Raw genomic sequence first — 23157 nt, 5'->3', positions numbered from 1 at the left:
GCTGACGCCATTACAAAAATAATCATAGCCGCAAACCATCACGAAAAATCCACAGATTTTTCATCAGCGGCATTGACAAGGAAATGGGAAGACTGGATAATGCTCGGCTGTTGGGTGATATAGCTCAGTTGGTTAGAGCACAGCATTCATAATGCTGGGGTCGGTGGTTCAAGTCCACCTATCACCACCAAAGAACAACGATCATGCAGTCGCCATGATCACAACCAGCATCCGGTCTGACCGGTCTGTTTGGTGATATAGCTCAGTTGGTTAGAGCACAGCATTCATAATGCTGGGGTCGGTGGTTCAAGTCCACCTATCACCACCAAGAATTAGCAGCACCATTAGCAGCACCGAAAACCCGCCACTGCCCCGTGCAGCGGCGGGTTTTTTCGTTTCAGGCACCGCCTCGCGTGCACCCTGCGCGCAACAACCGCGCATCCACATGCACAGGAGATGATGACAAGCCGCCACTGGCACTTGCGATGAAAGATTCTCATTCATACGCTTTCAACACCGTGCCAGCTTGCGAAGGATTCAGCTAACGCGAACGCTTATTCCCAGGCTTCCTTGCCTGCGCGCGGCTTGCCCACCATCAGCAGCGCACCCAGGGTCAGCACGGCCGCCAGCGACAGGTAATAGCCCACGTAGTGCAAGCCATGGTTGGTGGCCAGCCAGGTGGCGATGTACGGCGCCAGCGAGGCGCCCAGGATGCCGGCCAGGTTGAACGTCAGCGACGCCCCCGTGTAACGCACTTCAGGTGGAAACAGCTCGGACAGCATGGTGCCCAGCGGACCGTAGGTCATGCCCATCAGGCCCAGGCCGACAGCCATGAAGACGGTCACTTCCCACGTCACGCCGGAGCCGAACATGGGTGCCAGCACCAGGCCGAAGAGGGCAATGGCGACGGAGACCCAGATCAAGGTGGCGCGGCGGCCACGGCGGTCAGCCAGCACGGCTGACAATGGAATCGTCAGGGCAAAGAACAGCACGGCAAACAGCTGCACGATGAGAAATTCCTTGCGCGTGAAGCCGAGCTTGGTCGTGCCCCAGCTCAAGGCGAACACCGTCATCAGGTAAAACAGCACGAAAGTGGCCAGGGCGATGATGGTGCCCAGGAACAGCATGCGGCCATGTTGGCGGAAGACGGTGGCGACGGGCAGCTTGACGACTTCGTTCTTGTCGATGACTTTCTGGAAGTCCGGTGTTTCCGTGATCTTCAGACGCACATACAGGCCGACGATGACCAGCAGCGCGCTGGCCAGGAAGGGAATGCGCCAGCCGTAGCTGAAGAACTGCGCATCGGTCATGGTTTCGCTGAGCAGCAGGAAGATGCCGCCCGACAGGAAGAAGCCGATCGGCGCGCCCAGTTGCGGGAACATGCCGTACCAGGCGCGTTTGCCCGGCGGAGCGTTCTCGGTGGCCAGCAGCACTGCGCCGCCCCACTCGCCACCCAGCCCCAGGCCCTGACCGAAACGGCACAGCGCCAGCAACAACGGCGCCAGGGTGCCTATGGCCGCATACGTCGGCAGCAAGCCAATGATAACGGTGGAAATCCCCATGGTCAGCAAGGCTGCTACCAGGGTGGCCTTGCGACCGATGCGGTCGCCGAAGTGGCCAAACACGGCCGAGCCGATGGGGCGTGCAAAGAAGGCGATGGCGAACGTGGCCAGCGACTGCAGCACGGCGGCCGACGGGTCGCCGGCGGGGAAGAACAGTTTCGGGAACACCAGCACGGCGGCGGTGGCGTAGATATAAAAGTCAAAGAACTCGATGGTGGTGCCGATCAGGCTGGCGAACAGCACGGTGCCGGGGGAATTTTTCTTGGGAGGGGTGCTCATTTACTGCGCTCCTTGGGGAGGGGGTGTCTAAAGGCCATTCTCTGGATGTTTTTCAGGCAGCAGCACAGCACGGTGATCAGTAAGCGACGGACAATGATTGTGATTGCTGACATTCGTCAGCGGCGCATTGCTGCGCGATAGCCGCCGTGCAGCACATCGGCTTCTGCTCAGCATAAATTTACCATCGTTGCCAACGCTTACCGAGGCGCATTGTTGCCATATCATAACTGTACGCACACGTATTTGCTGCCAATTCGCCATCAAATTCGCAAACTACTTCTACGTCGCAATACGCCGCCCATCATGAAAAACAAGGACAGCTAACGCCGTATAACGCTATATAAAGCCATAAAACGACAAGCAACAATGAGCCTATGCGCGTCATCGCGCCGTGATCCGTGCTGGTTTAGAGAAACAACGGTCGTGCGCCATCCGGTCACCCGGGGCACGGCAGGAAAGTCGTCAGGGGGTGGGCGACGTGTATCAGGCGCGGCGTATCGCCAGCCATTCCGTACCAGACCGACGCGTCGGCATCGCGGCATCGGTCATTTGTGGTGAATCCATGCCTGCGGCCCCTCCGGGTGGAGCGGACCGGCGATGATCGCGCCTACATCCCGGAGGATGCGGTTGATCTTGCTGTAAGCGCCTTATGATACGCGCAGTGCTGCAGTGCGGCAAGACTATGCAAGCCAGTTACGCCGCGATCAGGGCAAACGCCCTGGCGATCTCTGCGCTGTCGAGCGGACGCACCAGGCGCGCCACTTCCTGACCATCGTTGAGAAAGATCAAGGTCGGCCACAGTTTCACCCGGAACGCGCGGCCCAGCGCGCGGCCGGGGCCATCTTCCACGCGCAGGTGCGCCAGCTCGCGGTGCTGCGCAAGCGCGGCAGCCAGCGGCGCCTCGGTGGCGCGGCAATGGCCGCACCAGCCAGTGCCAAATTCCAGCAGGGCCGGCCCCGCCAGGGCGTCGATCTCGGTGCGCGTCGGTTGCTCTACAGAATAAGTGTCGCTCAGCATGACATCTCCTTGATACAAAATGCTAAGCCACAGGGCGATGCCAGGCCAGGCGCGCTTGCCGTGACGTGCGCCAGCATGCCTTACACGATCTTGACGCGCAAGGTATCGAGGCCATCGATGGCGCCCAGCAACTCGTCGCCGCGCTGCACGGCCGCTACGCCGGCTGGCGTGCCCGTGTAGATCAGATCGCCCGGCTGCAAGGTAAAATAGCGCGACAGATCGGCGATGGTTTCTGCCACGTTCCAGATCAGCATGTCGATGCTGCTGCTTTGACGCAGCTCACCATTCACATGCAAGGTGATGGCAGCATGCTTGACATCGCCGGCCAGCGCGGCCGGCGTGATGGCACCGATAGGCGCCGAGTGCTCGAAGGCCTTGCCCGTCTCCCATGGACGACCCTGCTTTTTCGCTGCGCTCTGTACATCGCGCCGCGTCATGTCCAGGCCTACCGCATACCCCCAGACGTGGCTCAGCGCATCGGCCACGCCGATATCGCTTCCGCCCTTGCCGATGGCCACCACCAGTTCCATCTCATGCTGGAAATCCTGCGTTTGCGCCGGATACGGCAACTCGCCCGTCGTGCCGGCTGGCACGGGCAGTATGGCGTCGTTTGGCTTCATGAAGAAAAACGGCGCCTCGCGGCCCGTATGGCCCATTTCCTTGGCGTGCTCGACATAGTTGCGGCCCACACAATAGAGGCGGTGAACAGGGAAGCTGTCGGCGCTACCGGTGACCGGTACGCTCGCTTGCAAGGGCGCGGGAATGACATACGACATGAAAACTCCTGATCGGCGCGGTAGAAAAAGACGGCGAGAAAAAAAGGGGCACCGCAGCACCCCATGCGCCCTACCCTTCATTTTACGCCAACATGACTTCGGCATTCCTGGGCGGCTCTGCAGCGGCAGCAGAGCCCGCAACAACGCCTATTGCTTGAACCTAGCGCATGGGTCCGGGCGCGGCTGCGCCGGCATCGTTTGCGTCAGGTCAAACGTACCCTTGTAGCCGCTGCCGCCCTGCTCCAGGTAGCCGATGCTGCGCACGTTCAGTTGCGGCTCGGCCAGCTTCAGCCAGCGGGGCACGCCGATATCCTTGCGTACATGCGCATTGCCGGCGATCAGCACCACGTCGCGCGGCGCCTGGTCGCGGATCAGCTTAGCCATCCAGATATCGCGCGCCACCTGGGCATTAACGACACCTTTGAGCATCATGTCGGGCAGCATATTGCAGCGGGCCGCCTGGACTTCCTTCTGTTGCCCTTCCAAAATATCGGCAGGCACGGGCACGGCCAGGTACGTGGCAACCATGGCGGGCGGCATAGCCCACTGGATGCCGTCGCGCACGATGCGCGAGGCATCGGCCGGCGACAAATTGCCGGCCACCAGAGTCAATTGATAGCTGATCACCAGGTCCAGCAAGGGCCGGTACAAGCTCCAGTCCCAGCGCGGCTGTTCCATCACGCGGATGATGCAATCGGGATCGGCGCAATCGCGCGCGGCGCGCGTCAGCAAGGCCTGGTTTTCGCGCTCGAACTGCTGCATGACAATCACGGGACGCCAGCCAGCGGCCAGGCGAAGCCGCAACTCCTCGACGCGCAGACGGTGGCCTTGCACATTGTCAGGCACTTCACCGAGCAGCAACACTTGCGGATTAGGCAAAGTGTCAGCCACGGGTGTGGGAGCGGGCGGCGCTGTCTTCTTTAGCAAGCCGCCGCAAGCGGAGAGCGCCAGCATGCCGCACAGCAAGGCGGCACGCGCGCCGGCGCGGAAAATCACAGTCTTCATGTCAACGGGTATCCTCAGGTGGCGATGCGCCAGATTGTACCGTCTCAGGCCGGCGCCGCTAGCTTGCGGCGCTCCAGCACTTCGAAAAAGGCCATGCCAGCGAGCATGGCAGCCACAAAAATCCAGGCCTTCGGCTGGCCCGCCAGCAGGGAGACGAGAGCGGGGCCGGGACAAAAACCGGCGATGCCCCAGCCTGCGCCAAAGGCCAAGCTGCCCAGCAGCAAGCGCCGGTCGATGCGCCGCGATGCCGGCAATTGCATGGGCTCGCCCAGCAGCGCCGTGCTGCGCCGTCGCGCCAGCCAGAAGGCCGGCATGGCGACGCCGATGGCGCCGCCCATCACTAGCGCCAGGGACGGGTCCCAGGCGCCGGCCAGGTCGAGGAAACCGAGCACCTTGGCCGGGTTGCCCATGCCGGAGATGATCAGACCGAGGCCAAAAACGAGGCCACTCAACAGGGAAAAGATTAACTTGCTCATAGGTGGCGCAATACATACACGGTGAGGAAACCGGCCGCCATGAAGGCCATGGTGGCCGCCAGCGAACGCACAGACAGGCGCGACAGGCCACACACGCCGTGGCCGCTGGTGCAGCCGGCGCCATAGCGCACGCCCACGCCGACCAGCAAGCCGGCCACGATCAAAGCGGGCGTGGATGCGTCGATCTGTACCGGCGGCAAGGATTGCCACAGCGAATACAGCAAGGGCGCACCGATCAGTCCCGCAAGAAAAGCAATACGCCAGCCCAGGTCGCCCAGGCGCGGGCGCAGCAAGCCGCCGAGGATGCCACTAATGCCGGCGATGCGCCCATTGAACAAGATCAGCAGGGCAGCGGCCAGGCCGATCAGCATACCGCCAGCCAGCGAGGCCCACGGCGTAAAGTGCTGCCAGGCTATGCTCATGGCAAGCCTGCGTCCGCTGCGTCATTGAGCGGGGGAGGCGGCGCGCAGAACTGCAGGTACAGCACTTGCAGCACGGCCAGCACCGGCGCGCTGGCGACGCGATAATAAATCTGCTTGCCCTCGCGCCGCGTGGCCACCAGCATTTCTTCGCGCAACACGCCGAGCTGCTGCGACAGGGTCGGCTGACCGATGCCCACTTTTTTCTCGAGTTCGCTGACGCAATGCTCGCCCTGCGAAAGATGACACAGCAGCATCAAGCGGTCGGCATTGCTCATGGCCTTGAGCAGCGAGCTGGCTTTGTAGGCTGCGCCACGCATGGCGTCGAGCTCGTATTGGGCATTTTGTGTTGCGGCTGTCTCCATTTTCCCCTCCTGCAGGCGATCATTTTATTTGTCGTACGAAAAACAATATACTAATCGATATATTGTTTTCCTGCTGGCGATGGATACAAAAAACAACAATATTTTTCGGCGATAGCGTGCGCATGCAAAGTGCCAGGCCGCGATAGCCTCCACACTATCAAAATGACAAATATTTTTAATTTAGAGCAAATATAAGTATCGAAATTACCACGATTTGTGCTGTAATAAGACCTCATCAGAAAAATCGTGATACGCCCCCGTACAGGCGCATTATCCGTCCGGGCGCGGGCCGGTGTCGGCCGCGCCGTGCGGTGAACCAGGGAGTCAAGATGAAGATACTTGAGCCACTATGCATGGCCATGCTGGTGCTGTTGGCCAGCGCAGGCAATGCGACGGCGACGGGCGCCGACATCCAGGGCAAACCGCGTGCCGCAAGCGATCAGGTCGTGAGCGATGAGCGTTTCAGTTTCACTAACAGCAGCGATAATTTCGGCTGGCAAACACAAGACTTGCCGTATGCGCGCCTGCTGACGCGGGCCTCGATGCTCAATACAGCCCCGCGCTGGCGCAGCGCCGGTGCACGCCAGGACGCACTGCCCATAGCCGCCAAGTCCCCCGCCGTGCAGCAAACGAACGTGCCGCCGCCCGTGCCCGAAGCGAGCATGGTCTCGATGTTACTGGTGGGAATCGGTTTGCTGGCCTTTAGCATGCACGCTGAAAGACAGGAGAAATTTGATAGCTGACCCTGTTTTTCCGGCCCCTGCCATTGTCAAAAACAATTTCGCCTTGCGCGCAATTGCCTACGGGTGTCCCAGCACGACTGCGCGGTCGTGTCAGACGCGGTTTGCGCGGCGATGCTGACGACGCATGCACCTGTCATGGCAGGCATCATTGCTGCTTGGTAAATGCGGATGTGGCCGCCGCATCGGGCCCGTTTAGCAGCGCATCTAATTTTTGCATGGTCGCCCAGTTGCGCGAGGTGACGCCATCGCCCAGCATGACACCAAGCGCTGCCACCACCTTGCTGGCCAGCACGCCATCGGGACACCAGGCATACGCGGCCCATCGCCCCAGCGCCAGCGCTTCCGGCTGCCACGGCCGCTGCAAGAGCGGCGCCAGGCGCTCGACATCGGCCGGATGGTTCAACACCAGGGTCAGCAGACGGGCCGCATCGGCCGCCGGCGCCAGCGTATTTTGTTCGATCAGCTCGGCAAACTGGCAAGCCGACAGCACCGTCACGCGGGCCGCCACGCCCAGTTTCAGCACCAGCGCTTCCTCGATCCGTGCAGCAGCCTCGGCCGGCGCCAGCGCCCCTGCGTCATACACGACGTTGCCGCTGTTGAGTACAGTGCGTATCTGCGCAAAACCCAGCTCACCGAGCAGTTTGCGCAGGTCGGCCATGGCCACGCGCTTGGCACGGCCCACGTTGATCCCACGCAAAAGCGCCACTTGCTGACTGTTTTCTAGCTCTGCCATGTCTGTGCTCCTTGCCTATGCCTGGCTGCTGGTGTTTTCCGGCAACGGCGTCGTCTTAGGCAGGCGCAGCAGGAATGTCGCGCCCTGCCCCAGCGTGCTGCTGACCGTGATGGTGCCGCCAAACTGCTTGGCAATCAAGTTGAATACGATATTCAAGCCCAGGCCCGTGCCGCCCTGTCCGCGCCGCGTGGTGACAAACGGGTCAAACACGCGGTCGAGCATGTCGGGCGCGATGCCACGTCCATTGTCGCGTACCTGCATGACGAGCCACTCGCCTTCGCAACGCACGCCGATATGGATGTTGCCGGCCGTATCGGCGTCGAAGGCGTGCTCGACACAGTTCAAGACCAGGTTGGTCAGTACCTGCGCCAGCGCGCCCGGATAGCTGTCGAGCACGATCTCAGGGGGGCAATCGATATCGATGCTGATGCGCGTCTTTTTGAGGGTCGGCTGCAGGCTCGAGATCACTTCCCCGATATAGTCGCGCAATTCGAACATGCGGCGCGCCTCGCTGACCTGGTCGACGGCAATCTGCTTGAAGCTGTGGATCAGGTGCGCGGCGCGATAGGCATTGTTCATGATCAGCCGCGCGCTTTCGCTGGCCGTTTCCAGGTAGCGCATGATATCGGTTTTCTTCACGCTGCCACCGGCCACCGCTGCGCTGATATGGTCGGTAGCCTCCTTCAACACCGAAGCGCTAGTGAGCGCAATGCCAACGGGGGTATTGATTTCATGCGCCACGCCAGCGACCAGACTGCCCAGCGCGGCCAGGCGTTCCGACTGCAGCAACGATTCCTGCGCCAGGCGCAGCTCGTCCATGGCCTGCGCCGTTGCCTGCTGCGAGCGGCGCGCCATATCTTCCGCCTCGCGGCTGCCCTCGATGATGGACTTGAGCTTGCGCTGCACGGCATTGAAGCCGCGGATCACGTCGCCCAGTTCGTCGCGCCGGTTTTCCGAGAGTTCCTCGACCTCATCACTGCCGCGCGTCGCCAGGTCGATCAAGCCATCACGCAACTGTTTCAGTGGCTCGAAAACGATGCGCAGGCTGAGCGCCAGGGCGCCTACCAGGATGATGTCAAGCAGCAACACTTCCAGCACCTTGCGCCGCACTTCGCCGCGCAGCGCCGCATCGATCTGCGCGCGGCTGAAATTGACGACAACCTTGCCGACAATCACCGGTTTGCCACCCGTGGTGGCCGCCACGGCATCGCGGAACACCAACGGCGCCTCGACAGGCGTGCCGCCCATGGCCACGTCGGAAGTCAACGGCACCAGAGCTCCGGCAGCGTCGCGCACTTCGCCCGCGAACAGCCCCACGGAGGCGTCGTAGACGCGGATGCCTAGCAGTTCCGGCGGCAACATTTCGGCCGAGACTATGCTGTCGACCTTGGATTTATCGAGGTCCCACAGGGCGGAAGGCAAGCTGGTCTGCAAGCGCGTGAGCACCCCGCTGCGCAGGCGCGCGCTGCCCGACTCAAGTTCCTGGCTCAGCGTATATTGGGTATAGCTGCCAGAAATACCCAGCACCAAGGTGACAATCACGACAAAAAGCAGGGTCAGCCGGACTTGGATACTCACCATCAATCAACACTCCTCGGGCCAGGCGGGCCGCCGGCCCGCGGAGCGGGCACAGATACGTCAGCAGACAACAGCCTGAATCAAATGTACGGTATGGCATGCTTATTGGCAAGATTTACAGCAAGCTAGTTTTGTTCAGAGGCATTGATGCAGCTTGAGACATTGCGGCATGGCGATGGTAAGATCTTGCAATCATCTAAGGAGTCGTCATGGCGGTCATGCATCAACACCTACCCCTTGAACAAGTGCGTCCTGGCATGGTCTTGTCGGATGTCTTGCTCGACGCACATGGACAAGTGCTGTTGCCGCAAGGCGCGGTACTGACGGAAAACATGCTGTCCCTGATGCCGCGCCACGGCATCGACATGCTGCCGATCCAGGTGCCGCCGCCCTCGCCGGAAGAAGTTACCGCACAGCAAGCGGCCCACAGCACCCGGCTAGCCCATCTGTTCCGCAAGCATGACCCGGACGATCCCGAGGACAAGGCCACCACTTTGCTGCGCAGTTATGTCACGCAATACCGCCTAGGCAAGGGAGACGCGGCATGAGCAACTTACTCACGCTCGACGATATCGTCGCCCACCTCGATGACCTGCCTTCACTGCCCGCCGTCGTCATGGAGTTACTCAACAGCATAGAACAGGAAGACGTCGATATTTCCGTGCTGGCGAAAAAAGTATCATACGACCAGGCACTGACGGCGAAAACCTTGCGCCTTGCCAACTCCTCGCACTATGGCTTGCAAGTGAAGGCCACCACCATCCAGCAGGCAATCACCTACCTTGGCTTCCAGACCACGCGCAGCCTGATCACCTCGGCCGCCATCACGGGCTGCTTTCCGGAAGGACGCTGCCCCGGCTTCGACGACAAGGCCTTCTGGCGCCATTCGGTCGCCACTGCCGCCTGCGCCAAGGTGCTGGCGCGGCAGATGCGCTTCAACCAGGATTACGCGTTCACGGCCGGCTTGCTGCATAACATCGGCCGCCTGGTGCTGGTCAGCAGCTTTCCCGCGCACTACGCGCAAGTCATCGCACACCAGGCAGCGCACGATTGCAGCCTGCTCGCAGCGGAGCAGGCCGTGCTGGGAGTGGACCACGTGCAGGCTGGCGTGGCACTGGCCGAGCACTGGAATTTTTCCGACACCATGCGCCTGGCGCTGGCCAACTACCTGCAGCCGGAAACGCCGGGGGCAGGCTTCCTGGCAGAGCTGATCCACGTGGCCAATGCCATCGTCTGTGCGCTCGACCTGGCGCAGGCAGGCGACGACCTGGTGCCGCGCGTCTCGCCGGTAGCCTGGGAGGCGTTGGGCCTAGGCGAAGACACGTATCTGCAAATTTTCCGCGAAACAGAACTGCGCTACGACGAAATCACCACCGCCTTGCTAAGCTGACTCGGCAGGCAAAGCCATCAACGCAAACGGCTCTCGCCGCGAGGCGAAAGCCGTTATAGGTACTGCGGTGTATCCATGTTACCGGTCCATGCTGCCCGGTCCACGCCAGCCTGTTGCCGCCTGCAGTGACACGAGCGGCACAGTCAGCGTGCCACCGCCACATCAGTGCGCGTAATTCGATTCTTGCGCATCGCTGCGATCTTCCGTTTTTGGACGGCCCTGGGCGTCGGACAGACGATACTTGGTGCGGCGGTCGCCCATCAAGTCGCGCAGGTCACGGATACTCATGCCCGTCACTTCGTGCATGCGTATCAGCAACGAGGCGCCGACCGGCAAGCGGTGGTGACGGATCTTGCTGATGACGGGTGGTGCCACTTCAAGCAGGCGCGACAGCGCTGCATCATTCTTCAGCTGCATCTTGTTGAGAAGAATGTCCAGCAAGTGATTCGGGTTGTAACTCTCTTGCGATGCTAATGCATGATGTGTCATGATTTTTCCTCGTCTGGTGAATGTAGAAAATAATGCCGATACGAACTTAAGGCTGGCTTAGAGTGTTTAAATAAACGTTCTTCCATGCGATTCAGCCGGCCCTCCGCCTTCCCTCCTTATGACAATGCCTGCAATGCCCGCAATGCCCGCACTACCTGCGCTGACGACACAGGACCCACGCAGCCCAGTCCAGCCAAAGTACGCAGCTTGCCGCGTGAGCAAAAGCACGAGCAACCCACCGAGCACCTGCAACCCACCGAAGTAAATTGCATATAAAGCAATATACTAGTCCAAACGCGCCGCATCTGCGCCTCGCGCAAACTTCCTGATTGTTAAATATCAATCAAGTTGCTGGTTGACTTGTTAACGATGCCATTTCAACACATTAGGCTACCAGCGGTCGCGCGCAAGGATTTGCAGCGACTTGTTACAAATCAATGGTGTCGCTGGTCAATAAATGCTTAATGGCTACGCCGTACCGGACACCCTGTTCACGCCGCAATCTTGTCGGCGAGGTCAGTGCGGCATGGCCCGTCCCGACGATTTACGCTAAACTATGGCCTGAACTTGCAGCGAGCCTGCCACGGGCAGCCAGCGGCGCCCAGCCGGTCACGCTCCGCCTCCCGCCCCGAGCGGTGCACGGCGCAAGCCCCCTGCCCGGCTTAATTTCCGCCACACTTATTTGCCGCCACATTTACCGATAAGCACACGACTCCATGCAGAAAAAAGTATTCATTAAAACCTTCGGCTGCCAAATGAACGAGTACGACTCGGACAAGATGGCCGACGTGCTCGGTGCCTCTGACGGCCTGGTGCGTACCGATACGCCTGAAGATGCCGATGTGATCCTGCTCAACACCTGCTCCGTGCGCGAAAAGGCGCAGGAAAAAGTGTTTTCCGATCTCGGCCGTCTGCGCGAACTGAAACTGGCCAAGCCGCACCTCTTGATCGGCGTAGGCGGCTGCGTGGCCTCGCAGGAAGGCGAGGCCATCGTCAAGCGCGCGCCCTATGTCGACATGGTCTTTGGCCCGCAAACGCTGCACCGCTTGCCACAGATGATCGAACTGCGCCGCGCCAGCGGCGCTTCGCAAGTCGACATCAGCTTCCCGGAAATCGAAAAATTCGACCACATGCCGCCGGCCAAGGTGGATGGCGCCTCGGCGTTCGTTTCCATCATGGAAGGCTGCAGCAAATACTGCAGCTACTGCGTCGTACCCTACACGCGCGGCGAGGAAGTATCGCGCCGCTTCGAGGACGTGCTGACGGAAGTGGCGGGCCTGGCCGCCCAGGGCGTCAAGGAAATTACCCTGCTGGGCCAGAACGTGAACGCCTACCGTGGCGTGATGGAAGGCGGAGACATTGCCGACTTCGCCCTGCTGCTCGAATATGTGGCTGACATCCCCGGCATCGCCCGCATGCGCTTCGTCACCAGCCACCCGAAGGAATTCACGCAACGCCTGATCGACGCCTATGCCAAGATCCCGCAGTTGGTCGACCATTTGTACCTGCCGGCCCAGCATGGTTCGGACAAGATCCTCGGCGCCATGAAGCGCGGCTACACGGGCCTCGAATACAAGTCCATCATCCGCCGCATCCGCGCCGTGCGCCCGAAGATGGCTATTTCCTCGGACTTCATCGTCGGCTTCCCCGGCGAGACGCAGGCCGACTTCGACGCCATGATGAAGCTGATCGCGGACGTCGGCTTCGACAATAGCTACAGCTTTATCTTCAGCAAGCGCCCCGGTACGCCGGCCGCCAGCCTGGAAGACGACACGCCGCATGAAGTCAAGCTGGCCCGTTTGCAGCAGTTGCAGGCAGCCATCGACGCCAACACGCGCAAGTACAGCCTGGCCATGGTGGGCAGCGTGCAAACCATCCTCGTCGAAGGCCGCTCGAAGAAGGACACGATAGATCGCGAGCTGCAAGGGCGCACGGAGAACAACCGCGTGGTCAACTTCGACGCCGGCCCGGACGCGCTGCAGTTGGTCGGCCAACTGGTCGACGTGCGCATCACCGAAAGCCATTCCTACACCCTGCGCGGCGAATTCGTCGCCAGCGCACCCGCATTGAAAAGAGCCAGTTGAAAACCAAAGCCCCGATACAGCCGCATTACTTCATCCCCGAGCCGCTCGACAACACGCGCCTGGCCAATTTGTGCGGACCACTCGATGAAAACCTGCGCCAGATTTCCGCTGCACTCGACGTGACGATCTTCCGCCGCGGCGAGAAATTCATCGTCGGCGGCAGCAATGCAGAACGCGCCGTGGAAATCCTCGAGCAGTTCTACGCCATCGCCAACAAGGTCGTGCCGCTGGAAGAAGTGCAGCTGGCGCTGGTGGAACAGCGCGCCGGCCTGTCCGCTGCCTCGGAACACCACGCCAACGCGCCCATCAGCACCTTCGTGGAACCGGACATCGCCAGCCCCGTGCTGAAAACGCGACGCAGCGACCTGCGCGGGCGCACGCCCCACCAGATCGCCTACCTGCGCGACATTCTTGAACACGACATCAGCTTCGGCGTGGGCCCGGCCGGCACGGGCAAAACCTATTTGGCCGTCGCCTGCGCCGTCGACGCGCTCGAACGCGACGCCGTCAAGCGCATCATCCTGACGCGTCCCGCCGTCGAAGCAGGCGAGCGCCTGGGCTTCCTGCCGGGCGACCTGGCGCAAAAGGTCGACCCTTACCTGCGCCCGCTGTACGACGCGCTGTACGATTTGCTGGGCTTTGACCGTACGCAAAAACTGTTTGAAAAACAGGTGATCGAGGTCGCCCCGCTGGCCTATATGCGCGGGCGCACCCTGAACCACGCCTTCGTCATCCTCGATGAGGCGCAAAACACCACTGTCGAGCAGATGAAGATGTTCCTGACGCGCATCGGCTTTGGCAGCAAGGCCGTGGTAACGGGCGACGTGACGCAAGTCGACCTGCACAAGAGCCAGACGAGTGGCCTGATCGACGCCGTGCAGGTGCTGAAAGACGTGCGTGGCATCGGCTTTACGCAATTTAACAGTACCGACGTGGTGCGCCATCCACTCGTCGCCCGCATCGTCGACGCCTATGAAATGGCGCAGGCGGGCGGCGCCAACGCCGCCCAGTTACTTCCCCTGATCACACCCGCTAGTGCCAAAAATGTCCGAAAAAAATAAACTCTCACTGTCCGTACAATACCCGGATACGCGCCTGGAAACGCTGATCACGCGGCCCAAGATACGCCGCTGGGTCAAGGCAGCACTGTTCGCTCCGGCCGAATTGACCATCCGCTTCGTCGACGCCGAAGAAGGCCGTAGCCTGAACCGCGACTACCGCGAAAAGGACTACGCCACCAACGTGCTGACCTTCGCCTATAACGAAGGCGAAGAGTTGCATGACGACGAGCCGACGCGCGCCGACATCATCCTGTGCACGGACGTTCTGGAAAAGGAAGCGGCGGAACAAAAGAAAAGCGTGGAAGAGCACACGGCCCATTTGATCGTGCACGGCGTGCTGCATGCGCAGGGCTACGACCACATGGGTGACGAGGAAGCAGCCGAGATGGAGGCACTGGAAACAGAAATCCTCGCGAAACTCGGCATTACCGACCCATACAAGGAGTAAGCACATGGGCACATGGGCGCTAGATGCCTTCGGCAACGACTACGCCATGGATTGGGCGCAAGACTTGCACGAATACAAAACCTTGGAACTACTCGATACCACGCTCGATAACGTCATCGACAGCCAGGAAGCCGAACTGGAAGCGCCGTTCGCCGCCGAGGCGCTGGCCGCACTGGAAGTGATGGCGCGCCTCCTGGGCAAGCCGGGCGAAGACGACCCGGCCACAGCCGAAGTGGATGAATGGGTAGCCGCCTGCAAGAAGAAAGTCACGCCGCCGCTGCTGGAAAAGGCGCGCCTGGCGTTCGACAAGATCGTGGCCGAGCCGTCGGAACTGCGTCAGCTGTGGCAGGAAAGCGAACATTTCGCCGACTGGCAGGCGGACGTGGCGCACTTGCGCGGCCGTGTGCTGGGCCAGGAAACGGCGTAAAAGATCGCGCAACGGCGCACTTCAACGTATTAAATTTGCATCAAAAGCGGGGAAATCCGGTAAAGCTCTGCTTTTGGTGTATCCTATATCCCTTCGCAACAACGGCTCACGCCTCCTATGCCCGAGCACCCTAGTGGCGTCAAAACTGACGTCAAGCCCCACCGGTCACTGTTTGAACGCCTGACCGCACTCATTTCCCCCGAGCCAGAGAACCGTGCAGAATTGCTCGATGTTCTACACGATGCGCATGAACGCAAGCTGATCGACGCCGACGCCCTGTCGATGATCGAGGGCGTGTTCCAGGTGTCGGATCTCTGTGCGCGCGACATCATGATTCCCCGCTCGCAAATGGATGTCATCGACATCAGCAAGCCGATCGAGGAATGGATGCCGGAAGTCCTGTCGACCGCCCACTCGCGCTTCCCCGCGATCGAAGGCGAGCGCGACAAGGTCATCGGCATCCTGCTGGCGAAAGACTTGCTGCGTTACTACGCAGAAGAGACTTTCGACGTGCGCGACATGCTGCGCCCCGCCATCTTCATCCCCGAATCGAAACGCCTGAATGTGCTGCTGCGCGATTTCCGCGCCAATCACAACCACATGGCCATCGTCGTTGATGAATACAGCGGCGTCGCCGGCCTGATCACCATCGAAGACGTGCTGGAACAGATCGTCGGCGATATCGAGGACGAATACGACTTCGATGAAGCCGAGGACAACATCCTCTCGCTCAAGGAAGGCCAGTTCGGCCCGCGCTGGCGCGTCAAGGCGCTCACCGAGATCGAACAATTCAACGAAGAAGTGGGCAGCCACCTGGTGGACGACGATGTCGACACCATAGGCGGCCTGGTCTCGAAGTACCTGGGTCGCATGGCGCACAAGGGCGATATTTTTGACCTCGGCAATTTGCGCTTCGAGGTGCTGCGCGCCGATGCGCGCCAGGTGCACGTGCTGCTCATCGAGCGCCTGCCCAACGTACCGGAACTGGAACTCTGACATGCGCGTGCTGTAAATGCGTTTCAGACGCTCAGATCCCAACGCTCCCGCCAAACCGCCGCGCAGCACATGGGCGCGCATGCTCACTGCCGCCATCGCCGGCGCCGGCGCGGTGCTGGCGTTCGCCCCTTTCGGCTACTGGCCGCTGCAAATCTTCAGCCTGGGCGTGCTGTTCTACCAGGTGCTGCGCGCCGCGAACGTCAAGAGCGGCGCGCTGATCGGCTGGGCCTACGGCTTTGGCTGGTGCGCGGCCGGCACCCACTGGTTATACATCTCCATGCACCGCTATGGCGACATGGCCGCGCCGCTGGCGGCCATCGCCGTGGCCCTGCTGGCACTCTTGATGGCCATCTACGTGGCGCTGGCGATGGGTGCGGCCGCCTGGCTGCGCCAGCGCTGGGTCCTTTCGCTGCCGACAATGACGCTGTTGATCTTGCCTTCGCTGTGGACCCTGTTCGAATGGACGCGCGGCTGGCTATTTACCGGCTTTCCGTGGCTCGCTACCGGCTACGCCCACAATGCCAGCCCGCTGGCCGGCTTTGCCCCCATCCTCGGTGCGTATGGCCTGGGCTGGCTGGCGGCGCTGTCCGCGGGCGCCCTGCTCTTGCTAGTCCACCCGCTGCGCCGCACGCGCTGGAGCGCGCTGGCCGGCCTGATCGCGCTGTACACGGCCGGCCTTGGCCTGCAGTACTTCAACTGGACACATCCAATCGGGCGTCCGATCACGCTACGCCTGTTGCAGGGCAATGTGCCGCAGCAGCAGAAATTCGATCCCGGCTTCGTCCTCGGCGCCCTGCAGATGTACCAGAGTGCCATCACCAGCGCGCCGGCAGACCTGATCGCCACGCCGGAAACAGCCGTTACCGTGCTGCCGCACCAGCTGCCACCGGGCTACCTCGATAGCCTGAGCGCTTACGCGCAGCAGACGGGCAGCACGATTTTGCTCGGCATGCCGGTGCTCGACGAACAGCAGCGCTTCTACAATACGGCACTGGGCATCACGCCCAACAGCGCGACAGGCCCTTACTACCAGTACCGCAAGCACCATTTGGTCCCGTTCGGCGAGTTCGTGCCGCCCGGCCTGCACTGGTTTGTCGCCATGATGGCCATCCCGCTGGGCGACATGGGCCGCGGCGCCGAGGTGCAGGCGCCGCTCCAGGTGCGCGACCAGCTGGTGCTGCCGAATATCTGCTACGAAGACCTGTTTGGCGAAGAAATCGCGGGACAGCTGGCCAGCGCCCACCGCAATGGCAAGCAGTCGGCGTCGGTGCTGCTCAATATGTCGAACCTGGCCTGGTTTGGCGACTCGATCGCCATCCCGCAGCATCTGCAGATTTCGCAGATGCGCAGCCTGGAAACGGGGCGCCCCATGCTGCGCTCGACGAACACGGGTGCCACCGCCGTGATCGACGGCAAGGGCATCGTGCAAAGCCTGTTGCCGCCGGAGCAGCAAGCCACCCTGGTGGCCAAGGTGCAAGGCATGGGCGGCATGACGCCATACATTTTGTATGGCAATAAACTGCTGCTGGCGCTGACCGCGCTGGCACTGCTGACGGCCTTCCTGCGCGCTCGCGCTGCCCGTCGTGACCGCGCCGCGCAGCAATCAGCGGCCGATATTGCCCGAAGAGTCACAGTGGGCCCGTAAAAACCGCTAAAATTAGCAAAACTCCGGCCCGGACGCGCTTGTCAGCAGCGTGCGGGCTTCAAGCAACCCATAACAAAGCGCAGCCTCGCGCGCGGCGAACTCATACGATGCTCACATTTCAACAAATTATCCTGACCTTGCAAACCTATTGGGACAAGCAAGGTTGCGCCCTGCTCCAGCCTTACGACATGGAAGTCGGCGCCGGCACCTTCCACACCGGCACCTTCCTGCGCGCGATCGGACCGGAACCATGGCGCGCCGCCTATGTGCAGCCATCGCGCCGCCCGAAAGATGGCCGCTATGGCGAAAACCCGAACCGCATGCAGCACTACTACCAGTACCAGGTGGTATTGAAGCCGGCGCCGGAAAACATCCTCGACCTGTATCTGGGTTCGCTGGCCGCCTTGGGCCTGGACTTGCAGCAAAATGACGTGCGCTTCGTCGAAGACGACTGGGAAAGCCCGACGCTGGGCGCCTGGGGCCTGGGCTGGGAAGTCTGGCTGAACGGCATGGAAGTGACCCAATTTACCTACTTCCAGCAGGTCGGCGGCCTCGATTGCAAGCCCGTGCTGGGCGAGATCACCTACGGCATCGAACGCCTGGCCATGTATTTGCAAGGCGTGGAAAACGTATATGACCTAGTGTGGACCGAGTGGGAAGAAAAGGGCGCAGCCGGCGAAACGGTGACCAAGAAGCTGACCTACGGCGATGTCTTCCACCAGAACGAAGTCGAGCAATCGACTTACAACTTCGAGCACGCAAATACCGACTTGCTGTTCGAACAGTTCAGCAACTACGAAGCGGAAGCGAAGCGCTTGATCGAACTGCAACTGACACTGCCGGCCTACGAGAAAATCATGAAGGCCTCGCACAGCTTCAATATGCTCGACGCGCGTGGCGCCATCTCGGTGACGGAACGCGCCGCCTATATCGGCCGCGTGCGCACCCTGTCGCGCCTGGTGGCGCAAGCGTATTACGACTCGCGCGAGCGCCTCGGTTTCCCGATGCTGCCCGCCGCAGACCAACCCGCCGCCGCTTGATTGCCCAGCCTATACACCGCCGTACCAGACAAGAACACCATGAACCAAACACTGCTCATCGAACTGCTGACCGAAGAACTGCCGCCGAAAGCGCTGGCCAAACTGGGCGCCGCCTTCACCGCCGGCATCGTCAATGGCCTCAAAGCGCGCGACTTCCTGGAAGCCGACAGCGTCGCTACCAGCTATGCCTCGCCACGCCGCCTGGCCGTCTCCATCACCAACGTGCGCGAAGTGTCGCCCGATAAATCCATCCGCGAAAAAATCCTGCCCGTCTCCGTGGCGCTGGACGCGAATGGCAACGGCACGCCGCCGCTGGCCAAGAAACTGGCTGCACTGGGCTTCCCCGAACTGACGCTGGCCGAACTGGAACGCGCCGCCGACGGCAAGGCAGAAAGCTTCTTCTACACCTATACGGCAGCGGGCAGCGAACTGGCCACCGGTGCGCAAGCAGCATTGAACGAGTCTGCTGCCAAGCTGCCGATTCCAAAACTGATGAGCTATCAGCGCCCGGACGGCACGAGCGTGCAATTCGTGCGCCCAGCCCACAGCCTGATCGCCCTGCACGGCATCAACGTGCTGCCTTTGACCCTGCTGGGATTGACGGCTGGCCGCAGCACCTTGGGCCACCGCTTCCTCACCGACGGCAAGGCTATCACCATCGCGCACGCGGAAAACTATGCAGCTGCCCTGATCCTCAACGCCAGCGTCATCGCCAGCAACGAGGAACGCAAGGAGCGCATTCGCGCCCAGTTGCTGGACAAGGCAGGCGCCGACCAGGTGCTGATGCCCGAAGCGCTGCTCGACGAAGTGACCGCGCTGGTCGAATGGCCAGTCGTGTATGAATGCCATTTCGAGGAAGAATTCCTGGCCGTGCCGCAGGAATGCCTGATCCTCACCATGCAGACGAACCAGAAGTATTTCGCGCTGACCGATAGCGAAGGCAAGCTGCGCTCGCGCTTTTTGATCGTCTCGAACATCGAGACGGACACGCCAGAACACATCATCGGCGGTAACGAGCGCGTCGTGCGCCCGCGCCTGTCGGACGCCAAGTTCTTCTTCGAGCAAGACAAGAAAAAAACCCTGGCATCGCGTTTGCCGCTGCTAGCCAACGTGGTCTACCACAACAAGCTGGGCACGCAAGCGGCACGCACAGAGCGCGTCAAGTCGCTGGCCGGCGCCATCGCCGCCAAGCTGGGCTACGACGTGACACTGGCCGAACGCGGCGCCCTGCTGGCCAAGGCCGATCTGCTGACCGACATGGTGGGCGAGTTCCCGGAACTGCAAGGCATCATGGGTACGTATTACGCGCGCCATGACGGCGAGCCGGAAGACGTGGCACTGGCCGCTTCCGAACACTACCAGCCGCGCTTTGCCGGCGACAACCTGCCGTCGAGCGCCACCGGCACCGCCGTGGCCCTGGCCGACAAGCTCGAAACCCTGGTTGGCATCTGGGCTATCGGCCTGGCACCCACAGGCGACAAGGACCCGTTCGCGCTGCGCCGCCACGCCCTGGGCGTGCTGCGCATGCTGCTGGAAAAACGTTTGCCGCTGTCGATCCAGGGCTTGCTGGCTGACGCTGCCGCGCAATTTTCCACCATCGCTGGCTTCAAGGACCCGGTGGCGGACGTCACTATCTTCATGCTCGACCGCCTGCGCGGCATCCTGCGTGAACGCGGTTTCTCGCCAAATGAAATCGAAGCCGTCGTGGCGCAAAATCCAGACCGCCTGGACGACATCGTGCAGCGCCTGGAAGCGGTGCAGGCGTTTGCCGCCCTGCCCGAAAGCGCCTCGCTGGCCGCCGCCAACAAGCGCATCACCAACATCCTGAAAAAGAATGAGGAAGCCGTCAACCAGGTCGCCGCCGGTGGCGTGAACGTGGCCCTGCTGCAAGACGAAGCGGAGAAAAAACTCGCCGCAGCCGTCTCGCGCGTGCAGCCGGAAGTCGACGCGGCCTTTGCCAAGGGCGACTTCACCAGCACCCTGCAAACGCTGGCGCAGCTGCGCGACGACGTCGATGGCTTCTTCAACGACGTGATGGTGATGGCCGAGGATGTCGCCCTGCGCAACAACCGCCTGGCCTTGCTGTCGTCGCTGCACGGCATGATGAACCGCGTGGCCGACATTTCCAAGCTGGCGGCATAATGGGCACTGCGGCGCTGAAACTGATTATTCTCGACCGTGACGGCGTCATTAATCATGATTCGCCGGACTTCATCAAGTCGCCAGCCGAATGGCAGCCGATTCCCGCTTCGCTCGAAGCGATAGCCCGCCTGAACCAGGCCGGCTATCGCGTTATCGTCGCCTCGAACCAGTCGGGCATCGCGCGCGAGTACTTCGACATGACGGTGCTGAACGCGATCCATCAGAAGATGCATACCATGGCGCAGCAAGTGGGCGCCGATATCGACTCCATCTTCTTTTGCCCGCACGCGGGCGCGGACAATTGCGACTGCCGCAAGCCGAAACCGGGCATGTTCCATGAAATCTCGAAGCGCTACAACACCAGCCTGAAAGGCGTGCCCACGGTTGGCGATTCGCTGCGCGACCTGCAAGCCGGTTTCATCAGCGGCTGCGTGCCCTACCTAGTCTTGACGGGCAAGGGCGAAAAAACCAATGAAACGGGTGGCCTGCCACCTGGCACCCAGGTCTTCCCCGACCTGGCCGCTGTGGTCAGCCACCTGCTCAAGGCAGCAGCGGCGCCAGCGCCCTCCATGGCATTCAGTATCTAATTTTCGGAGAACCGCATTGCGTAATATTTCCCTGTTCCTGCGATCCCTGCTATTCATGAGCATCATGATCCTAGCCACCATCGTCTGGGCCTGCGTGTGCTTTTTTGCAGCACCATTGAGCTACAACAAGCGCTATTGGGTCACCTCGCGCTGGAACGTGTTTATCCTCTGGTGCGCCAAGGTCATCTGCGGCATCCGCTATGAAATCAAAGGCGCCGAGAACTTCCCGGATGCACCGGCCATCGTGCTGTCAAAGCACCAGTCGGCCTGGGAAACCATCTTCTTGCTGCCCAGCCTGCCCCGTCCGCTGGTGTATGTATTCAAGAAGGAAATCCTGTACATCCCCTTTTTCGGCTGGGCCATGGCGCTGCTGCGCATGATTCCCATCGACCGCAAGCAGGGCAAACATGCCTTCAAGAGCGTGGTCGCGCATGGCAAACGTCGCCTGGCCGATGGCCAATGGATTATCATGTTCCCCGAAGGCACCCGCATTCCGGTAGGCCAGGCCGGCAAGTACAAGAGCGGCGGCACGCGTCTGGCAATCGCCACGGGCTCCGTGGTGGTGCCGATTGCACATAATTCAGGCGAATGCTGGCCCAAGCAGTCATTTCTCAAACGTCCGGGATTGATCACCGTGTCGATAGGCAAACCGATTTCGCCGGAAGGGCAAACCCCGGACAGCATGATGCAACAGGTGGAAAATTGGATAGAATCAGAAATGCGCGTCATTTCGCCTCACGCCTACAACGCTGGCTAGACGGCATCAGCGCGGTCATCCAGGAGCCGACCCTGCGCCAGCAGATGAAGACCATCAAGGTCGGCGACCAGCAACTGGATTTGTTCGCGCACGACGTCTCGACCAGCACGCCCCCGGTGGTGCGCCCCACGGCACCGCCGGCGCCGCCCGTGGCGCCACCGCTTCAGCATCGAACGTGGCCGGCAGTGCCCGTGTCACCTGTCGCGCTTCCTTCCTCACCTCATCTGCCTTCCCCGCCACGCACTGTCGATGGCCCTGTGCTGCGCCAGTTGCAACTGGGCAGCCACCTGATCGAATTCGCCCTGCGCCGCTCCACGCGCCGTTCCATCGGCTTCATGATCGACGATAACGGCTTGCGCGTCACCGCGCCCAAGCGCGTCACCCTGTCCGAGATCGACAATGCCATCCGCGCCAAGCAAAGCTGGATCGTCTCGAAGCTGCTGGAAAGGGGCGAGCGCAAGGTGCAGCGCCAGCAACGCCCACCCGTAGCATGGATCGATGGCGCCGTACTGCCCTACCTCGGTGGCGAGATCACATTGCGCTTGCACCAGGCACCGCGCCACCGCGCCAGCTTCCAGCGCGAGACCAATGAGCTGCACGTCTGGGTCACACCCACGGGCAGCGAACAACAGTTGAAGGAAAAAGTGAAGGGCTGGTTCCAGCATGAAGCGCGCCAGTTGTTCGAAGCGCGGCTGGACCTGTATGCGGACAAGCTCGGTGTGCGCTACGATTCATTATCGCTATCCTCGGCCGGTACGCGCTGGGGCAGCTGCACCATCGAGCGCAAGATCCGCCTGAACTGGCGCCTGATCCACTTCGCCCTGCCGCTGATCGACTACGTGGTGGCGCATGAACTGTCGCACCTGCTGGAAATGAACCATAGCCCCCGCTTCTGGGCCACCGTGGAATCGATCTATCCCGATTACGATGGCGCCAAGCAGGCGCTGAGAAAGCGCTCGCAGGAATTGCCCGTTTTGTTCGCGTAGACAATATTGTTGGCGGCTGTCGGATTACGCGCTAGCGCGCTAATCCGACCTTGTATTATTCCCTTCATGCCGTTCGTGATATTGCGAACGGTATCGACCGCTGTCAAAATCTTGGTAGGCATATCAAGACCGGGTAACTGGATGCTGTATCC

24 protein-coding genes and 2 tRNA genes are annotated in these 23157 nt (G+C 61.3%); 16 read left to right on the top strand and 10 right to left on the bottom strand.

All coding sequences use genetic code 11. From position 1 onward, the window contains the following. Window positions 1-113 precede the first annotated feature (113 nt). A tRNA-Met gene (locus ACQ4V8_RS19615) sits at window positions 114-190 on the top strand. Window positions 191-251: 61 nt separating this feature from the next. Next, window positions 252-328 (top strand) — tRNA-Met (locus ACQ4V8_RS19610). Window positions 329-554: 226 nt separating this feature from the next. Here the strand turns inward: ACQ4V8_RS19610 and ACQ4V8_RS19605 are convergent. The 7 genes from ACQ4V8_RS19605 to ACQ4V8_RS19575 all read right to left on the bottom strand — a co-directional run bounded on the left by ACQ4V8_RS19605 (window position 555) and on the right by ACQ4V8_RS19575 (window position 5899). Further along, complete coding sequence (locus ACQ4V8_RS19605) at window positions 555-1841, bottom strand: MFS transporter (RefSeq protein WP_010401237.1); 1287 nt, start codon at window positions 1839-1841, stop codon at window positions 555-557. Between the two features lie 693 nt (window positions 1842-2534). Continuing rightward, window positions 2535-2858: a thioredoxin family protein gene (locus ACQ4V8_RS19600; RefSeq protein WP_436572037.1), complete on the bottom strand. Its 324-nt coding sequence runs from the start codon at window positions 2856-2858 to the stop codon at window positions 2535-2537. 80 nt (window positions 2859-2938) lie between these two features. Beyond that, on the bottom strand, window positions 2939-3634 hold the full coding sequence (locus ACQ4V8_RS19595; RefSeq protein ID WP_010401239.1) for a fumarylacetoacetate hydrolase family protein: 696 nt from the start codon (window positions 3632-3634) through the stop codon (window positions 2939-2941). 147 nt (window positions 3635-3781) lie between these two features. Further along, window positions 3782-4639 carry a ChaN family lipoprotein gene (locus ACQ4V8_RS19590; protein WP_082260968.1) on the bottom strand — a complete coding sequence of 286 codons (858 nt, stop codon included), beginning with the start codon at window positions 4637-4639 and terminating at the stop codon, window positions 3782-3784. A 44-nt stretch (window positions 4640-4683) separates the two neighbouring features. Next, window positions 4684-5115, bottom strand: coding sequence for a YeeE/YedE family protein (locus tag ACQ4V8_RS19585; RefSeq protein ID WP_010401241.1), 432 nt, complete (start codon window positions 5113-5115; stop codon window positions 4684-4686). Next, on the bottom strand, window positions 5112-5537 hold the full coding sequence (locus ACQ4V8_RS19580; RefSeq protein ID WP_010401242.1) for a YeeE/YedE family protein: 426 nt from the start codon (window positions 5535-5537) through the stop codon (window positions 5112-5114). Before ACQ4V8_RS19580 ends, ACQ4V8_RS19585 begins: the two co-directional genes overlap by 4 nt. Then, the gene (locus tag ACQ4V8_RS19575; RefSeq protein ID WP_070346244.1) at window positions 5534-5899 is read right to left on the bottom strand and encodes an ArsR/SmtB family transcription factor; all 366 of its coding nucleotides are present in this window, start codon (window positions 5897-5899) and stop codon (window positions 5534-5536) included. Before ACQ4V8_RS19575 ends, ACQ4V8_RS19580 begins: the two co-directional genes overlap by 4 nt. A 329-nt stretch (window positions 5900-6228) precedes the next feature. On the opposite strand from ACQ4V8_RS19575, the gene ACQ4V8_RS19570 reads away from it, so the two are divergent. Beyond that, on the top strand, window positions 6229-6642 hold the full coding sequence (locus ACQ4V8_RS19570; protein ID WP_128089146.1) for a hypothetical protein: 414 nt from the start codon (window positions 6229-6231) through the stop codon (window positions 6640-6642). Window positions 6643-6787: 145 nt separating this feature from the next. On the opposite strand, the gene ACQ4V8_RS19565 is transcribed toward ACQ4V8_RS19570, so the two are convergent. After that, window positions 6788-7375, bottom strand: a complete 588-nt coding sequence (locus ACQ4V8_RS19565; RefSeq protein ID WP_436572036.1) for a DUF1697 domain-containing protein — start codon at window positions 7373-7375, stop codon at window positions 6788-6790. A 15-nt stretch (window positions 7376-7390) separates the two neighbouring features. Further along, complete coding sequence (locus tag ACQ4V8_RS19560) at window positions 7391-8956, bottom strand: sensor histidine kinase (RefSeq protein WP_010401246.1); 1566 nt, start codon at window positions 8954-8956, stop codon at window positions 7391-7393. Window positions 8957-9162: 206 nt separating this feature from the next. Here ACQ4V8_RS19560 and ACQ4V8_RS19555 point away from each other — a divergent pair, with 206 nt between their 5' ends. Together ACQ4V8_RS19555 and ACQ4V8_RS19550 are read left to right on the top strand one after the other, a co-directional pair. Next, window positions 9163-9501: a hypothetical protein gene (locus ACQ4V8_RS19555; protein ID WP_029496659.1), complete on the top strand. Its 339-nt coding sequence runs from the start codon at window positions 9163-9165 to the stop codon at window positions 9499-9501. Beyond that, the gene (locus tag ACQ4V8_RS19550; protein ID WP_010401252.1) at window positions 9498-10343 is read left to right on the top strand and encodes an HDOD domain-containing protein; all 846 of its coding nucleotides are present in this window, start codon (window positions 9498-9500) and stop codon (window positions 10341-10343) included. The genes ACQ4V8_RS19555 and ACQ4V8_RS19550 overlap by 4 nt, the downstream gene beginning before the upstream one ends. Before the next feature lie 162 nt (window positions 10344-10505). Here the strand turns inward: ACQ4V8_RS19550 and ACQ4V8_RS19545 are convergent, their stop codons facing one another. Next, complete coding sequence (locus ACQ4V8_RS19545; RefSeq protein WP_010401254.1) at window positions 10506-10832, bottom strand: hypothetical protein; 327 nt, start codon at window positions 10830-10832, stop codon at window positions 10506-10508. Between the two features lie 716 nt (window positions 10833-11548). Here ACQ4V8_RS19545 and miaB point away from each other — a divergent pair. The 11 genes from miaB to ACQ4V8_RS19490 all read left to right on the top strand — a co-directional run bounded on the left by miaB (window position 11549) and on the right by ACQ4V8_RS19490 (window position 23005). Further along, a complete protein-coding gene (gene miaB / locus ACQ4V8_RS19540) occupies window positions 11549-12916 on the top strand; it encodes a tRNA (N6-isopentenyl adenosine(37)-C2)-methylthiotransferase MiaB (RefSeq protein ID WP_436572035.1) in 1368 nt (455 codons plus the stop codon). Continuing rightward, window positions 12913-13977 (top strand): PhoH family protein, encoded by a 1065-nt coding sequence (locus ACQ4V8_RS19535; protein WP_010401257.1) that lies wholly within the window; start codon window positions 12913-12915, stop codon window positions 13975-13977. The genes miaB and ACQ4V8_RS19535 overlap by 4 nt, the downstream gene beginning before the upstream one ends. Then, window positions 13961-14425, top strand: a complete 465-nt coding sequence (ybeY, locus tag ACQ4V8_RS19530) for an rRNA maturation RNase YbeY (protein WP_010401260.1) — start codon at window positions 13961-13963, stop codon at window positions 14423-14425. The genes ACQ4V8_RS19535 and ybeY overlap by 17 nt, the downstream gene beginning before the upstream one ends. A 4-nt stretch (window positions 14426-14429) precedes the next feature. Continuing rightward, window positions 14430-14852, top strand: coding sequence for a DUF4259 domain-containing protein (locus ACQ4V8_RS19525; protein WP_436572034.1), 423 nt, complete (start codon window positions 14430-14432; stop codon window positions 14850-14852). A gap of 117 nt (window positions 14853-14969) precedes the next feature. Then, complete coding sequence (locus ACQ4V8_RS19520; RefSeq protein ID WP_029496660.1) at window positions 14970-15848, top strand: CorC family transporter; 879 nt, start codon at window positions 14970-14972, stop codon at window positions 15846-15848. Window positions 15849-15927: 79 nt separating this feature from the next. Then, window positions 15928-17493 carry an apolipoprotein N-acyltransferase gene (gene lnt, locus ACQ4V8_RS19515; RefSeq protein WP_436572033.1) on the top strand — a complete coding sequence of 522 codons (1566 nt, stop codon included), beginning with the start codon at window positions 15928-15930 and terminating at the stop codon, window positions 17491-17493. 107 nt (window positions 17494-17600) lie between these two features. Continuing rightward, the gene (gene glyQ, locus ACQ4V8_RS19510; RefSeq protein ID WP_010401266.1) at window positions 17601-18533 is read left to right on the top strand and encodes a glycine--tRNA ligase subunit alpha; all 933 of its coding nucleotides are present in this window, start codon (window positions 17601-17603) and stop codon (window positions 18531-18533) included. 39 nt (window positions 18534-18572) lie between these two features. After that, window positions 18573-20675 (top strand): glycine--tRNA ligase subunit beta, encoded by a 2103-nt coding sequence (glyS, locus tag ACQ4V8_RS19505; RefSeq protein ID WP_436572032.1) that lies wholly within the window; start codon window positions 18573-18575, stop codon window positions 20673-20675. Further along, entirely contained in the window at window positions 20675-21262 is a 588-nt protein-coding gene (gmhB, locus tag ACQ4V8_RS19500; RefSeq protein ID WP_010401269.1) for a D-glycero-beta-D-manno-heptose 1,7-bisphosphate 7-phosphatase, read from the top strand. Before glyS ends, gmhB begins: the two co-directional genes overlap by 1 nt. Before the next feature lie 55 nt (window positions 21263-21317). Continuing rightward, window positions 21318-22019 carry a lysophospholipid acyltransferase family protein gene (locus ACQ4V8_RS19495; RefSeq protein ID WP_436572031.1) on the top strand — a complete coding sequence of 234 codons (702 nt, stop codon included), beginning with the start codon at window positions 21318-21320 and terminating at the stop codon, window positions 22017-22019. Window positions 22020-22063: 44 nt separating this feature from the next. Beyond that, complete coding sequence (locus tag ACQ4V8_RS19490; protein WP_070346241.1) at window positions 22064-23005, top strand: M48 family metallopeptidase; 942 nt, start codon at window positions 22064-22066, stop codon at window positions 23003-23005. Window positions 23006-23157 lie beyond the last annotated feature (152 nt).

Source organism: Janthinobacterium paucivorans (genome assembly GCF_051380805.1).
GTDB lineage: Bacteria > Pseudomonadota > Gammaproteobacteria > Burkholderiales > Burkholderiaceae_D > Janthinobacterium > Janthinobacterium lividum_D.
This window is presented reverse-complemented; position numbering and strand designations above follow the sequence as displayed.

What these genes read in the sequence shown, in the direction of transcription:
- ACQ4V8_RS19605 (WP_010401237.1), bottom strand. Translation starts at nt 1,841, where the DNA reads ATGAGCACCCCTCCCAAGAAAAATTCCCCCGGCACCGTGCTGTTCGCC.
- ACQ4V8_RS19600 (WP_436572037.1), bottom strand. Translation starts at nt 2,858, where the DNA reads ATGCTGAGCGACACTTATTCTGTAGAGCAACCGACGCGCACCGAGATC.
- ACQ4V8_RS19595 (WP_010401239.1), bottom strand. Translation starts at nt 3,634, where the DNA reads ATGTCGTATGTCATTCCCGCGCCCTTGCAAGCGAGCGTACCGGTCACC.
- ACQ4V8_RS19590 (WP_082260968.1), bottom strand. Translation starts at nt 4,639, where the DNA reads ATGAAGACTGTGATTTTCCGCGCCGGCGCGCGTGCCGCCTTGCTGTGC.
- ACQ4V8_RS19585 (WP_010401241.1), bottom strand. Translation starts at nt 5,115, where the DNA reads ATGAGCAAGTTAATCTTTTCCCTGTTGAGTGGCCTCGTTTTTGGCCTC.
- ACQ4V8_RS19580 (WP_010401242.1), bottom strand. Translation starts at nt 5,537, where the DNA reads ATGAGCATAGCCTGGCAGCACTTTACGCCGTGGGCCTCGCTGGCTGGC.
- ACQ4V8_RS19575 (WP_070346244.1), bottom strand. Translation starts at nt 5,899, where the DNA reads ATGGAGACAGCCGCAACACAAAATGCCCAATACGAGCTCGACGCCATG.
- ACQ4V8_RS19570 (WP_128089146.1), top strand. Translation starts at nt 6,229, where the DNA reads ATGAAGATACTTGAGCCACTATGCATGGCCATGCTGGTGCTGTTGGCC.
- ACQ4V8_RS19565 (WP_436572036.1), bottom strand. Translation starts at nt 7,375, where the DNA reads ATGGCAGAGCTAGAAAACAGTCAGCAAGTGGCGCTTTTGCGTGGGATC.
- ACQ4V8_RS19560 (WP_010401246.1), bottom strand. Translation starts at nt 8,956, where the DNA reads ATGGTGAGTATCCAAGTCCGGCTGACCCTGCTTTTTGTCGTGATTGTC.
- ACQ4V8_RS19555 (WP_029496659.1), top strand. Translation starts at nt 9,163, where the DNA reads ATGGCGGTCATGCATCAACACCTACCCCTTGAACAAGTGCGTCCTGGC.
- ACQ4V8_RS19550 (WP_010401252.1), top strand. Translation starts at nt 9,498, where the DNA reads ATGAGCAACTTACTCACGCTCGACGATATCGTCGCCCACCTCGATGAC.
- ACQ4V8_RS19545 (WP_010401254.1), bottom strand. Translation starts at nt 10,832, where the DNA reads ATGACACATCATGCATTAGCATCGCAAGAGAGTTACAACCCGAATCAC.
- miaB (WP_436572035.1), top strand. Translation starts at nt 11,549, where the DNA reads ATGCAGAAAAAAGTATTCATTAAAACCTTCGGCTGCCAAATGAACGAG.
- ybeY (WP_010401260.1), top strand. Translation starts at nt 13,961, where the DNA reads ATGTCCGAAAAAAATAAACTCTCACTGTCCGTACAATACCCGGATACG.
- ACQ4V8_RS19525 (WP_436572034.1), top strand. Translation starts at nt 14,430, where the DNA reads ATGGGCACATGGGCGCTAGATGCCTTCGGCAACGACTACGCCATGGAT.
- ACQ4V8_RS19520 (WP_029496660.1), top strand. Translation starts at nt 14,970, where the DNA reads ATGCCCGAGCACCCTAGTGGCGTCAAAACTGACGTCAAGCCCCACCGG.
- lnt (WP_436572033.1), top strand. Translation starts at nt 15,928, where the DNA reads ATGCTCACTGCCGCCATCGCCGGCGCCGGCGCGGTGCTGGCGTTCGCC.
- glyQ (WP_010401266.1), top strand. Translation starts at nt 17,601, where the DNA reads ATGCTCACATTTCAACAAATTATCCTGACCTTGCAAACCTATTGGGAC.
- glyS (WP_436572032.1), top strand. Translation starts at nt 18,573, where the DNA reads ATGAACCAAACACTGCTCATCGAACTGCTGACCGAAGAACTGCCGCCG.
- gmhB (WP_010401269.1), top strand. Translation starts at nt 20,675, where the DNA reads ATGGGCACTGCGGCGCTGAAACTGATTATTCTCGACCGTGACGGCGTC.
- ACQ4V8_RS19495 (WP_436572031.1), top strand. Translation starts at nt 21,318, where the DNA reads ATGAGCATCATGATCCTAGCCACCATCGTCTGGGCCTGCGTGTGCTTT.
- ACQ4V8_RS19490 (WP_070346241.1), top strand. Translation starts at nt 22,064, where the DNA reads ATGAAGACCATCAAGGTCGGCGACCAGCAACTGGATTTGTTCGCGCAC.